12 protein-coding genes are annotated in these 12,212 nt (G+C 64.0%); all 12 read right to left on the bottom strand.

Features of this window, described 5'->3' with window-relative positions:
- Positions 1–71 precede the first annotated feature (71 nt).
- Positions 72–1,496, bottom strand: a complete 1,425-nt coding sequence (locus EPA64_RS13715; RefSeq protein WP_246026766.1) for a phosphotransferase — start codon at positions 1,494–1,496, stop codon at positions 72–74.
- A complete protein-coding gene (locus EPA64_RS13720) occupies positions 1,493–2,380 on the bottom strand; it encodes a sensor histidine kinase (protein ID WP_134726894.1) in 888 nt (295 codons plus the stop codon). Before EPA64_RS13720 ends, EPA64_RS13715 begins: the two co-directional genes overlap by 4 nt.
- The gene (locus tag EPA64_RS13725) at positions 2,377–4,212 is read right to left on the bottom strand and encodes an AAA family ATPase (RefSeq protein ID WP_167626676.1); all 1,836 of its coding nucleotides are present in this window, start codon (positions 4,210–4,212) and stop codon (positions 2,377–2,379) included. The genes EPA64_RS13720 and EPA64_RS13725 overlap by 4 nt, the downstream gene beginning before the upstream one ends.
- A gap of 351 nt (positions 4,213–4,563) precedes the next feature.
- On the bottom strand, positions 4,564–5,058 hold the full coding sequence (locus tag EPA64_RS13730) for a CopG family transcriptional regulator (protein WP_425467038.1): 495 nt from the start codon (positions 5,056–5,058) through the stop codon (positions 4,564–4,566).
- Positions 5,039–7,024, bottom strand: coding sequence for a conjugal transfer protein TraG (locus tag EPA64_RS13735; protein ID WP_134726896.1), 1,986 nt, complete (start codon positions 7,022–7,024; stop codon positions 5,039–5,041). The genes EPA64_RS13730 and EPA64_RS13735 overlap by 20 nt, the downstream gene beginning before the upstream one ends.
- A gap of 24 nt (positions 7,025–7,048) precedes the next feature.
- Entirely contained in the window at positions 7,049–8,788 is a 1,740-nt protein-coding gene (locus EPA64_RS13740; RefSeq protein ID WP_134726897.1) for a relaxase/mobilization nuclease domain-containing protein, read from the bottom strand.
- Between the two features lie 243 nt (positions 8,789–9,031).
- The gene (locus tag EPA64_RS13745; protein WP_134726928.1) at positions 9,032–9,796 is read right to left on the bottom strand and encodes a lytic transglycosylase domain-containing protein; all 765 of its coding nucleotides are present in this window, start codon (positions 9,794–9,796) and stop codon (positions 9,032–9,034) included.
- A gap of 2 nt (positions 9,797–9,798) precedes the next feature.
- Complete coding sequence (locus tag EPA64_RS13750) at positions 9,799–10,134, bottom strand: DUF736 domain-containing protein (protein ID WP_116223334.1); 336 nt, start codon at positions 10,132–10,134, stop codon at positions 9,799–9,801.
- Between the two features lie 67 nt (positions 10,135–10,201).
- Positions 10,202–10,744, bottom strand: a complete 543-nt coding sequence (locus EPA64_RS13755; RefSeq protein ID WP_134726898.1) for a S26 family signal peptidase — start codon at positions 10,742–10,744, stop codon at positions 10,202–10,204.
- Complete coding sequence (locus EPA64_RS13760; protein ID WP_134726899.1) at positions 10,741–11,226, bottom strand: DUF2840 domain-containing protein; 486 nt, start codon at positions 11,224–11,226, stop codon at positions 10,741–10,743. The genes EPA64_RS13755 and EPA64_RS13760 overlap by 4 nt, the downstream gene beginning before the upstream one ends.
- Positions 11,223–11,477 carry a hypothetical protein gene (locus EPA64_RS13765; protein WP_134726900.1) on the bottom strand — a complete coding sequence of 85 codons (255 nt, stop codon included), beginning with the start codon at positions 11,475–11,477 and terminating at the stop codon, positions 11,223–11,225. The genes EPA64_RS13760 and EPA64_RS13765 overlap by 4 nt, the downstream gene beginning before the upstream one ends.
- Positions 11,474–12,160, bottom strand: coding sequence for a DNA-methyltransferase (locus tag EPA64_RS13770; protein ID WP_246026767.1), 687 nt, complete (start codon positions 12,158–12,160; stop codon positions 11,474–11,476). Before EPA64_RS13770 ends, EPA64_RS13765 begins: the two co-directional genes overlap by 4 nt.
- Positions 12,161–12,212: the final 52 nt, after the last annotated feature.

Here is a 12,212-nt window from a genome sequence, read left to right on the forward strand (position 1 = left end):
AACGGAGCTGCCCTACCAGAGTGACTAACGCGAACCATCCAGCGCGATGATGTAGGGCTTGTGGATCAAGCCTATGAATCCTCCCAGCATCCGTGGACACCCTCAAGCAGGGCAAGAATTCTGTCTTTGTCAGTGTCACGGTATTTCAACTGGCGCAGCAGATAGCTGTACGCACACGCCGCTAGTTCGCGCCGACCGACCATCAGTTTTTCAGACCACGCCCGGCATGCCCGAATGAACTCCGGCATGGGGCAGCCCACAAGATAGGTATTGAGGTCGTGCCATTGGCGACAAGCATCAGCAGTCGGCCAGTTAGGCCCGCGCGTCGGGTTTTCCTGCAGCACCGCGCTCAATTCCAGCGTCATCGGGTCGTAAGCGGCAGACCCGAAACCGACGTCGCCATAGTCGATGACCAGAACGCGGCCGTCGGGCGACACGAGGATGTTCTCGCCGTGCAGGTCGCCATGCACGCAGCACCAGCGCGTCTGTACCTGGCGGCTCTCAAACTCTGGTGCCCAAGTGAGCCCATAGTCCGCATGAAGCTTGACAGCCCATTCGTCCGAAACCCATTGCACGCGAATCGATGCGATTGTCCGACGTTCCTGATTTCGACCGTTCGACCATCCGGAAAGGGCATCAGCAGTAGCCGCGACAGCCTTCGCAGCTAGCGCGTCCTCCTCGGACATGGCCTTGAACATGGAGGCGTCATGTCCGCTCGCGAGCTGGTAGAAGAGACCAGCCGTGGCCCCCGCGCCGAACTCCAGCAACTTCATCTTCCGGGGCGTGGCCGCGCCATCGAGGAGCACGACATGCTCGTCATATCGGGCATCCTCGTCTTGCATTTTCGGAAGCTCGCCCAACTTGGCAACGACTTCTCGGATAAGCGCACCGGTCTGATCAAACATCTGCAGCCGAAGCGGTCGGGCACCGGATTTCCCCGCTCCAATTGGATGAACGGAACAGGTGAGGGCTTTAAAATGCTTAGCAAAAATACGGACAAGCCGATCTTCGCCTGTCGACAAGTTGAGTCCATTAGCTTGGAGTTCAATGTCGGACAAAGCACGGATCGCGGATACGACCCTGCTGATTTTATCCGGCGCCTGATCGATATCCATCTTCTTCAGGAATTCGACGGTGTCGATCTTGGTACCCTCGCTCCAGATATCCGAGTCATGCTTCTGGGCGAGGAGCGGTGCGATGAAATCTTCGGAAGGCGACCCCGTGAGCACGAGGATTTTCGTCCCCGGCGACACATTCCGCACGTGATGGAACACGTACTTGCCGTGCTCAGGATCGAGATCGGTCGTACCCGCAGCGGTCGGGATCTTCAGGTCTAGGATCGCCAAGTCAAAGAAGCCGCTTTCCAGCGTGGCCACCGCGTCATCGCGATTGGTCACAAACGTCGCGATCGCCGGGCCGTCAGCCTCGGCGATGATCCGCTGAAGCTCCGTGATAAATTCTTCGTCATCCTCGACGACCAGGATGTGCGCCGTCACTTGCGCCACCGTGCGGTGTAGAGGGCGCCGCCATGCTTCGCCGGTTCGAGGGTCAGCGAGCCGATCATCGTCTCCACCGCCTGCCGGGCGATGGCCAAGCCGAAGCCGATGTGATTCTTCTTCGTTGAGTTTCCGATCTCGAAGGCAGTTTCGATTGGACCGTTTATACCGCCCCCGTGATCCACCACCGCTAACCAATAGTCGACGTCGGTGCCACCCCAGCTGATCGTCACATCATGGGGGTTCGGTTGTGCGGATGCCGCCTGCTGGGCTTCGACGGCGTTGCGGATGCCATTCACGACCACCATCCGGACAAGCGAGGGATCGCTCTTGATGATGAATGGGCGAGAGCCGATCGTGGAAATCCATTCACGGACGCCGGGGTCGTAGACATCAAGAAGTTCGTCCACGAGGGCTGACAGATCGAACTCTTGGGGGCGCGGCACGCTGGCAGCATTCTTCAGCAGCTCGATCGCATCAAAGACCCGCGTGACCGACTCCAGATGCCGCTGTGTGCCTGATCCATCCCAACGCTCGCCAAGCTCGCGCTTGGCCGCGAGTCGAACCAGCCCGATGGGCGACGAGATCTCGTGGAGGAGGAATCCGGTGATCCACTCCATCGCCTTGCCGTAGATCTGCTTGCGAACATCCTCGGATACTACATCGGCTTCATCCGTGGATGGCGCAGGCGCCTGCTCATGCGCCAGCCGTCGGATCGTCTCTTGCAGGGCATAGTTGACGTAGGTGACGGTCTCTTCCCGCTGGGCCTTTTGGATGCGGGGGAGATCGGTACCGCACCCAACGTCTCCAAGGGCACGGGCAGCCTGACCGCGCAAGTGCGCAGACGATGCCTTCAGATTGTCCAGCGCCTCTTCCCTGGTCATGCCAAGCCTTGCGATCTATAGAAATTGGCGCGCTGCCGGAAGGCGGCCGCACCGCCTTCCATGACCGAGGTGATCGCGTGAACAACCGGGGCATCAGCCAGTGCGCCATATGCAATGGGGAAGCCACGACGACCGTCGGAACCGAGTTGAATGACAAAGTCGGCTGAGCCGAGGACTGGAATGTTGGCGTTGTGGGTGGAGAAGAGCAGTTGGCCGTTCGCCGGACGCACCAGGATCGACTTGATCAGGGTGTCGGTGATAAAGGCATTGTCGATGTGGTCCTCCGGCTGATCCACGATCAGTAGGCGCTCCATGTGGCGCAACACCAACGGAAGGATCACAGTGCAGCGCTGGCCGGTCGAAAGCTCGGCGATGTCTTTGTAGTCTGGACCGTCCATCAGCGAAAAGGTTACATAGTCGTCGACGGGCACGGTCGCTATGCTACCAAGGTCCGCATCCTTGAGCGCGACGACAACCTTGGCCGCCCGGTCGATGGTCATCGAGCCTCGGGTTGCTATCAGGTCGAAATCGTCATTGTCGACGGCGTCCAGTAGTTCACGCGGGCTGATCCGCGGCGCCAATGCGGACACCAAATCGTTGTAGCGCAGGCCACTGCCACGCAGCGCTTCGGTCAGCGCACTTGCGAACGCCTCAGCCTGGCCGCCGCGCATCACACCAATTCGAATGCGGGGGCCGAGTACGTGGTTGAGGCGTGTTGCAGCCTCCCTCCGAGCCTCAAACCGAGCTGACCGCATGGCCTCCAGCGCGTCCAGCGCCTGATTGCGGCGCGCGATGACAGCTTGAATGCTCGCGATCCGCGATAGCTTGACGGCCATCAGCGATTCCAGATGCGCCTTGCGCTCCCGGAGCAGCTGTCCACGGCGGACAATTTCTCCCGCTCCAGTTTGAAGAGCTTCGATCTCTCGGCGGAGATTACGCGCCTGATCCTCCCAGCCCATTTTCTCTACCGCGACTTGGCTGGCCAGCGCGGCGGTCGCCGACTCGACCACGCTGAGTTCCTGCAGGGCGTAACGGACATGCTCGTGGGCATTCCCGACCCGCTTGCGCAGCTCTCCGAGCGGATCGCCACCGGCATTGGCGGGCCACGCCTCATAGTACATCTCGCCGCTGCTACCGAGCGACGAGCGCCAACGCGCAACCTCGTTGCCAAACCTTTGAATCGCCTCAGCCGCAACGCCCTTCACGGCGATGGTGCTGCTGAGCTCGTTCAGATGGGCGGTCTTTGCGCTTGTGTCGGCCGACAGAGCCGCCAACTGCCGCTCCTGCGGCGCAACCTGATCGATCTGCGCCAAAATGGATGGCATTTCCGCGAGTTGTTGATCTAGCTGCTCGATGTCTGAGCGGATTGTGTTCGCTTCAGCCGTCAGCGAACGGATCGAGGCAATGGCCTCCGTTTCCATTGACAAGGCCGCGCGCTGGTCGCCGATGAAACTATCGAGCAGCCGCAGCCGTCCACCTGACTGGAGGCCGACCGTCTCGATCTCCGTCTGTGACAGCACGATCGGCGCCAAGAATGGGCCCGACGCGCGCGGGGCCGCATCGTTGGCCGACCGCGATACCGTGATCCGCCGCCCATCATCTAGCAGCGTCAACGTGATCTGACCCGATCCCAACACCGAGAGCGCATGCTCGCGGCTACGCTTCGTCGTTTCCGGCGTGTAGCCGTCAACGCCGAGGCAGAAGCGAATCAACTCGATCAGTGTGGTCTTACCGGTGCCGCGCGCGCCGATGACGACGTTGAGGCCGGGCCGCGGCCAAACGTCAAAGCCGTTGAGGAATCCCTCTTCAATCTGAATCCGCTCAATGATCATCTTGCCCCCATCGACCAAGCGCGCTCGCAAGTCGATACTCCCCATTCAGATGGTTCGACGTGCGCTGGTCAGCTCTTACGCGCTGACGTCTAAACCTACCGAGATGGCGTTTCGTCGCAATAGTTAGATGCATCACCCCAATCGTGTTTCCACAAACAATTTTCTTTGTTCCGGCGTCTAACGGATCTCGGAACGGAAGTAGGTATTTTTCGCTTTTGGGGGCGTATCACCTACGGTCCATGGACGAAGCCGCAGTGAGCCAGCGCCTACAATGCGACTGACCACCTTGGGCCGCGACTTCCGCATCAAGGGCAAACTCTCCCGTTGTGCCATTGCCTGCCCGAGTGTCGTTTAAAGGCGCAAATCTCCAGGCCGGTGAGTATGAACTTCTGTCTGCTGATCCGCTCCATCCACATCCTCGGGGATCTCTTGCCGGAGCGTCGGTCCCTGCGCAAGCCGTCGCCCGAGGGCGGTGATGAAACCTTCATACCGCTCGCCAGCCTTGGCCTTGGCGGCCTTGGCTGCGGGCTCCGGCAGCGCGGGCGTGGTCGTCAGCCAGAAACGGATGAACACGGCCAGGCTCTCGACGGCGATACCGACATCGCGCTCCGTCCGTCCTATCCGGCGGTCGAGCTGGTCGAGACGCCGGGCGATGATGGCCTCCCGCCGCTCGGCATCGTCGGGGGACAGGAAGGATGCAATCGCGGCCTCGGCGATCATCGACTGCGACTGGTCGCGGCGCGCTGCGAAATCGGCCAGAGACTTCTCTATATCGGGGTCCAGGTAGATCGTGACCTTTCTCTTTTTCCGGGGATTGGCCATGGCGCTAGAGATCCATACCGTCATGGGGGTCCATCGCGACCTGACGCGCTATTCCCTGGACACGCTGGATCATACGCCTGTTCTGGGCGGCATCCTCATCGGCATCGTCGGTCAGCCCGGCCTCCCACTCGTTGTCGATGGGTTTTTTCTTCTCGACAGGCTTGGCGCGGCTGAGTTCCGGTTGCAGGCGGCGTTCGGATTCTGTCGGATCTTCATCGTCGACGGATGGATCGGGCGTATCCTCCAAACTCTCCGGCCGGACCGGAATGGGCAATGCGGTCCAATCGTCGGGTCGGGTTTCGTCGGGCTGATTCAGTTCCGGCGGTGTCAGCAGGCGCTCACGGAACCGGGCATCCTCGTAGTAGCGCGCCTTCATCGCCCGGATCGGCGGAATGCCCGCGACCATGACGATCTCCTCCGCGGGCGGAAGCTGCATGATTTCGCCCGGCGTCAGCAGTTGCCGGGCGGTTTCGGAGCGCGACACCATGAGGTGGCCAAGCCAAGGCGACAGCCGGTGCCCGGCATAGTTCTTCATCGCCTTCATCTCGGTCGCGGTGCCCAGAGCATCCGAGACGCGCTTGGCGGTGCGTTCGTCATTGGTGGCGAAGCTGACCCTGACGTGGCAGTTGTCGAGGATCGAGTTGTTCGGCCCGTAGGCTTTTTCGATCTGGTTGAGCGACTGCGCGATCAGGAACGATTTCAGCCCATACCCGGCCATGAAGGCCAACGCCGTCTCAAAAAAATCGAGTCTGCCCAGCGCAGGAAACTCATCGAGCATCAGGAGCAGCCGGTGCCGCCCCGCGTTCGCCTGCAAGTCTTCCGTGAGACGTCGGCCGATCTGGTTCAGCATCAATCGGATCAGCGGCTTCGTGCGGTTGATGTCGGAGGGCGGCACCACGAGGTAGAGTGTCGCCGGTCGCTCACCGCCTACGATATCGCTGATCCGCCAATCGCACCGGCGCGTGACCTCTGCCACCACCGGATCGCGGTAGAGGCCGAGGAACGACATTGCGGTGGACAGAACGCCGGAGCGCTCGTTCTCGGATTTGTTCAGAAGCTCGCGCGCGGCGCTGGCGACGACCGGATGCGGTCCGGCCTTTCCGAGGTGTGGCGTCTTCATCATGGCGTGCAGGGTGGTGTCGACCGGCTGCTTGGGATCGGAAAGGAATTTCGCCACGCCCGCCAAGGTCTTGTCGGGCACCGCATAGAGGACATGGAGGATCGTCCCGACCAGGAGCGAGTGGCTGGTCTTTTCCCAGTGGTTGCGCTTGTCGAGGCTGCCTTCGGGATCGACGAGGATGTCGGCGATGTTCTGGACGTCCCGCACTTCCCATTCGCCGCGCCGCACCTCTAGGAGCGGATTGTAGGCCGAGGACTTCGGGTTGGTCGGATCGAACAGGAGAACGCGGCCGTGGCGGGCACGAAACCCGGAGGTGAGTTGCCAGTTCTCACCCTTGATATCGTGAACAATCGCTGAGCCGGGCCAGGTCAATAGCGAGGGGACGACGAGGCCGACGCCCTTGCCGGATCGGGTCGGCGCGAAGCACAACACATGCTCCGGCCCGTCATGACGCAGGTAGTCCTTCTCAAAGCGGCCGAGAACGACGCCGTCGGGATCGAGCAAGCCCGCCTCCTTGATCTCGGATTTCTCGGCCCATCGCGCCGAGCCGTAGGTGGCGACGTTCTTGGCCTCACGCGCCCGCCAGACCGACATGCCGATGGCAACGGCGATGGCGATGAAGCCGCCCGACGCCGCGATGATCCCGCCTTTGGCGAAGATCGGCGGCGCGTAGGCTTCATAGAAATACCACCACCAGAAGAGCGCGGGCGGATAATAGACCGGCACGCCGAAGAGGACGAACCAGGGCGGGCCGAGCTGGGCCTGATAACCAAGGCTCCAGGCGACATACTGTGTCGCGCCCCAGGTGGTGGCGAGGATGATGAGGAAGACGATGGTGATCTGTCCCCAGAGAATCTTGGTCGCGGACATTGCGATGGTCCTTTCCGATTGAGGCTAGAGGCCGAGGCCGCGCTTGCGCCCGAAATCCCAATCGACGCCGCCATCGTCGCGGGCGACGCCGGAGACATGGCGGCCGATCTGCTTTTCGAGGGAGGGCGACCAGGGCACGAGCTGGAAACCAAGGCCGTCATCGAGCATGGCGAAGCGGCCTGACGCGAGGGCGAGGCGCTGGCGATAGGTGCCGGCGACATACTCACCGCTTCCGGCGCGGTTAAACGGCATGCCGGTTTCCGAGGCGAGTTGCTCGCCGACCGCCCGCAGTTCCCGATTGCGCAGGGTGGCGAGCAGCCGGCGCGCGAAGACGACGCGACCGCCCTGCCGCTCGGCAAGGTTTTCACCGATGAGATGTTCAGCCCGCTCATCCATCGCTTGACGGACTTCTGCGCCGAAACCGCTGTCGGAAAGCGCGATGGGCTCGCGGGCGATGGCCTGCCGGTCGAGCCAGGTCGAGCCGGTCGCGCCAACCTGTGCCCCAAGATCGAGATCTGAGCGAACGGCGAGTGCGACCCGGCGCGTGCCCTGCGCGTCCTCATAGGATCGCAACTCGACGATTGAGCCGGGCGGGCTGTCGCCGGCGGCGTCAAGATGCGGCAGCTTGATGTGGTGGGTGCGCCCGTCGACACCATCGACCACGGCATAGGCCGAGCCTCTAAGCTCGTCGTCCAGACCGCGCTCGACCAGCCGGCCGATGATAGGAACGTCGAGGCTCTCGCCAGCGAGGACATAACTGGCCGAACCGCGCTCGATGCCGCGCTCGGTCAAGGCGCGGTGCATGCGCTTGATGATGTCGCCGCGCTCGCCGAGTTCGCGCAGCACCGTCTCGGCCTCGGGCTTGATGAACCATTGCGAATGCCCGACCTGACCGGCGACTCCGAGGATTTCAAGGGTGCGGAGCCGGCCGACCTTCAGACTATGGAACTCGTCCGGCTGGCGGTCTGCGGACGGAGCGAGGTCGACGATGCCGAACTTGCCGGCGTCGCGGACAAGCTGACGGTCGAGTTGGGTCCAGCGTTCCGCCTCGATCTGGGTCTCCAGCGTGCGGTGGATGTCGTGATCGGTGCGCGGTCCAAGCTCCTGGGTGATGAGGTCGCGCGCCCGGTCGCGCATCCCTTCCTTGATGTAATCGCGGGAGATCACGAGGTCCTGGCCGTCGTCGCGCACGCCGCGCACGATCAGATGGACATGGGGATGGGCGGTGTTCCAGTGATCGACCGCGACCCAATCGAGCCGCGTGCCGAGATCCGTCTCCATCTGGCTGACCAGATCGCGGGTGAATGATCTGAGGTCCGACATATCCGGCGCGTCGTCGGGCGAAACGATGAACCGGAAATGATGCCGGTCGTCGCCGCAGCGTTCGGCGAAGGCGCGGCCATCGGCATCCTCGGTTCCCGGGCCGAGCAGCCGTGCCTTCTCCCCGTCGCGGGTCACACCGTCGCGGCGCAGATAGTCGAGATGCGTGCCCATCGGCGCGGATCGTGCGCCATGGCGAACCACCCGTGCCTTGACGACAGCCCCGCGTGTCCGGTTGGAGATGAGGCGATTGGCCTGGACGGTGGCGCGCTGCCCGCGCCCGAAGCGGGATCGGTTGGGCGAGGAAACGCGGCCGGATCGCGAGACGCCGCCGCCTGCTTTCTTCGCGGCTGCCAGGGCCTGCGCGATGAAAGGCCGGGCCTGCTGCGCGCGGGTCGAGCGGATGCGCCCCGGACGGATGCGGAACTCGTTCTCATCGGACATGGCAATGCCCCGCACGGCGTAAAACACGGCGGAAAATCAGTAAGATGGGCGCAGGGCGCACGGTGCGCGAAAGCGCTGCACGGTGCGGAACGCGCCGGAAACATGAACAAAAACAACCGCCCACATGAGCCGCACCGTGCGCTCTTTTATCCTGCCATCTTCCGGTCGTGGTGCCTGCCACCACCCCCAGCGCCGTCCATGACGCGCCAGAGCCCGATGCAATGCGAAATGCGCCGTGGAGGGTCATGGCTGGTCCCCACCGGCATGGCGCGTGACGAAGAGCCCCTCCGGCTGCGATGCCGTGAGCGATTCCGGGGGCGCCGGGAGGAGCGAAGAGGCGTCGTCCGGCGCGCGATCGGGCGACGCCGGATCGGCGGTCGTGGCTCCTCCGCCGCGAGCGACGAAGATCTCCGCCTCGCGCCAGTCGAGCGGTTGGGCGGGCACCGCACCGCCGCCGACCGGCAGCTCGCCGAGCAAAGCGGGCGCAAGCGCAGCGACATAGGCGCGTGTCTCGGCCGGCAGCGGTCGATCCGCCACGCGGTATTCGTCATAGCGGGCCGGACCGGCATTGTAGGCCGCGAGCATCGCGGCCACATTGCCGTAGCGGTCCCACATCTCGCGCAGATAGGCCGTGCCCGCGAGGATGTTGTCGCGCGCATGATAGGGATCGTGGCCAAGGGCGTAACGGATGCGCAGATCGGCCCAGGTGTCGGGCATGACCTGCATCAGCCCCATCGCACCGGCTGACGATACGGCGCGCAGATCTCCGGCGCTTTCCGCGTGCATCACGGCAATGATCCATGCCGCCGGGATGCCGAAGCGTTGCGACGCCTCGGCGATATGGGCGTCGTGCGGATGCGCTGCGGCTGCACGATCCTGCGCAGCCGACTGCGCCAAAGCAGGCGGCGTGACGGCGGCCGGGATCAGCAGGCCGGAAAGGAGAAAGAGGATGATGCGGCGGCGGGCGCCGCATCTACCAGAGGCGGGACGAGTGCAGGACGTGAACATCATCACTCCTGTTCGTCGCGCTTCTTCTGGCGGGTCCAACGCAGGTTCCAGTCGCGGCCGTCCTCGTCCGACTGGAACAGGCGGGCGCGGATCGGCTGCTGGAAGGCGGGATCATCCAGCAGCACCGCGATGTATGGCCCTGCGCTTTCCCCGGTGTGCTTCCACCCTGCGCCGACTTCCGGGCCATCCTCGTCGCCGAGATGGATGCGGTAGGCGGGCGCCTTCTCGGATTCGGCATTGTCGGCAGGAACGAAGGTCAGTTCCAGGTCGAGCGAGAGGGTGCGAAGCTGCCCGGAAAAGCCGGACGGAGTGCGGGTGAATTGACCGATCTGTGGCATTGGAGGTTCCTTCCTCATGCGGTGGATGAGATGCGGGCCGCTCGCACGCCCCGCTGTGGACGCGCCGTCACCGCACCGGCGCGCGCCAGACGAAGCGGCTATCGCCGTCTTCGTCGGTGAAAAGCGGGGTGGCCCGACCGATCACGGTCGAGGCCGGCAGCGGGCCGAAATAGCGCCCGTCGAGACTGTCGCTCACGTCGAGGTTCATCAGGAAAACCTCGCCCTCGGCGATGATGCGGCAGCCCTGCCAGACCGGCAGGTCGCGGCCTTGGCTGTCGCGGTCCCGCGCCTCGCCGAGCGGAACGGCATCGACCGTTATCGCGCGGCCGTCTCGGCAAACCCGCTGTCCCGGCAGTCCGACGACGTGCTTCAGGAGCGGCACATCGCGCGCGATATAGCCGCGATGGACCATGAAGTCGGCGATAGGCTCGGGCGGCAGGACGGCGACAAGATCGGGCACCTCGATCCTGTCTGCGGGTGCAATCGCGTAGAAGCCGATCGGCACGCTGGCCGAAGCGTTCCAGACCAGCCTTGGCGCGGTCGGAACGCCGCTCGCGAGCATGATCGCGAGCGCGGCGGGCGTCGCCATGACATAGCGGGCGCGGCTCATTGTCCGATCTCCCGGCGGCGGAGCCATGCCCGGTGGCGTTCGTCGGTGTAGGGACGCGGCGCTTCGCCCGCATTCATCCAGTGGGCGACATGACGCCAGTGATCGGGGTCGACCTCGGCGGGGTCGATGCCGAGGGATTCGACGGCATCGACATGGCGAAGGACGTCCTCGACCTTGGGCCAGCCCTCGATCCGGAGCAGGATTTCGCCGCCCGGCCGCACGAAGGGCAGCGTCTGATACGCGCTGCCGGGTGCAACGGCACGCAGTATGTCGATGCGCGAGATGACCGTGCCGTAGTCGTTGGCCGCCCAGCGGACGAAGCCGAAAACAGCGTCTGGCCGGAATGAAACGATGCGATGGGAGCGGTCGATGATCTGGGTTTCTGCCTCGTGACCGAACCTGATCCAGAACTCGATCTTCTTTTCCACCCATGTCAGTTCGACGCGGGTGAGATCATCGTCATGGGAACCGATGCCGATCATGGGCGATCTCCTGACGTGTCGGGGAACTCGCGCGCGAGCAGCTCACGCAGCATGTCGGTGACAGTGCCGCCGCGTCTGATGGCAGCGATCTTGATCCGCCCGCGAAGCTCGGGCGTGACGTCGATAGTCAGTCTGGCGGTGTAGGCCGTTGCAGCGGTGGCACGCGCCGGGGATGCGTCGCTGGCCTTGATCCAGCCGTCGGGATCGGACGGGCGCGCTGCAAAGCCGCGCTTCTCGGTGCGCCCGGTCATGACGCGCCTCCGTCATGGAACGGCAGCACCGTGGCGATGCGCGCCCGCGCGCGCTCGGCCATGTCGGGGTCGATCTCGCAGCCGAGATAGCGCCGGCTGGAAAGCCGGCAGGCTTCTCCGGCAGCGCCGGACCCAGCGAACCAGTCCCCGACCAGCCCGCCCTCGGGGCAGCTTGTGCGGATCAGGATCTCCAGCAGCGCCGAGGGCTTTTCGGTGGGATGGATCGCCCGGCCGTGGCAGTTGCGCAGATAGATGACGGAGCGCATCAGGCGCGGCCCGCCGTCCTGGCTGATGTAGCGCCCGGCGTCGATCTGGCCGGTATGGGGAGGACGGCGCTTGCGGCGAACCGTCCGCGCCGTTGCATCGGGTGTGGTCTGGACGTCGTTGTAGATGTCCCGCCAAGCAGTCTCTGCCCGATAAAACTGCACGGCCAGCTCATGCACGCGCTTGAAGCGGTCGGCATGAAACCCGGTGCCGTTCTGCTTTTCCCAGACGATCTCCTGCGCGATCCGCAAGCCGGCATCGGCGAAGCGGTCGGCGGTCGCCATGAAGCAGCGCAGCGAGCCGAAGACCCAGAGCGAGCCGGTCGGTCGGAGGGCGGCGCGCGCCAGCGCGATCCAGCCCTCGACGCGCCGGTCCCAGGCAAGCGAGGTGTCGCCGTAGGGCGGATCGGCGAGGATCATGTCATATGGCGCGTGCCAGGGCATTTCTTCTCGGCAATCGCCGGTGAGCACG

The organism is Paracoccus luteus (assembly GCF_004522155.1).
In the GTDB taxonomy this organism is placed as follows: Bacteria; Pseudomonadota; Alphaproteobacteria; order Rhodobacterales; family Rhodobacteraceae; genus Paracoccus; species Paracoccus luteus.

Coding starts and splice junctions, on each gene's coding strand:
- EPA64_RS13730 (WP_425467038.1), bottom strand. CDS start 5,058: ATGACGGTATGGATCTCTAGCGCCATGGCCAATCCCCGGAAAAAGAGA.
- EPA64_RS13750 (WP_116223334.1), bottom strand. CDS start 10,134: ATGCCACAGATCGGTCAATTCACCCGCACTCCGTCCGGCTTTTCCGGG.
- EPA64_RS13740 (WP_134726897.1), bottom strand. CDS start 8,788: ATGTCCGATGAGAACGAGTTCCGCATCCGTCCGGGGCGCATCCGCTCG.
- EPA64_RS13770 (WP_246026767.1), bottom strand. CDS start 12,160: ATGATCCTCGCCGATCCGCCCTACGGCGACACCTCGCTTGCCTGGGAC.
- EPA64_RS13755 (WP_134726898.1), bottom strand. CDS start 10,744: ATGAGCCGCGCCCGCTATGTCATGGCGACGCCCGCCGCGCTCGCGATC.
- EPA64_RS13720 (WP_134726894.1), bottom strand. CDS start 2,380: ATGACCAGGGAAGAGGCGCTGGACAATCTGAAGGCATCGTCTGCGCAC.
- EPA64_RS13745 (WP_134726928.1), bottom strand. CDS start 9,796: ATGTTCACGTCCTGCACTCGTCCCGCCTCTGGTAGATGCGGCGCCCGC.
- EPA64_RS13760 (WP_134726899.1), bottom strand. CDS start 11,226: ATGATCGGCATCGGTTCCCATGACGATGATCTCACCCGCGTCGAACTG.
- EPA64_RS13765 (WP_134726900.1), bottom strand. CDS start 11,477: ATGACCGGGCGCACCGAGAAGCGCGGCTTTGCAGCGCGCCCGTCCGAT.
- EPA64_RS13735 (WP_134726896.1), bottom strand. CDS start 7,024: ATGTCCGCGACCAAGATTCTCTGGGGACAGATCACCATCGTCTTCCTC.
- EPA64_RS13725 (WP_167626676.1), bottom strand. CDS start 4,212: ATGATCATTGAGCGGATTCAGATTGAAGAGGGATTCCTCAACGGCTTT.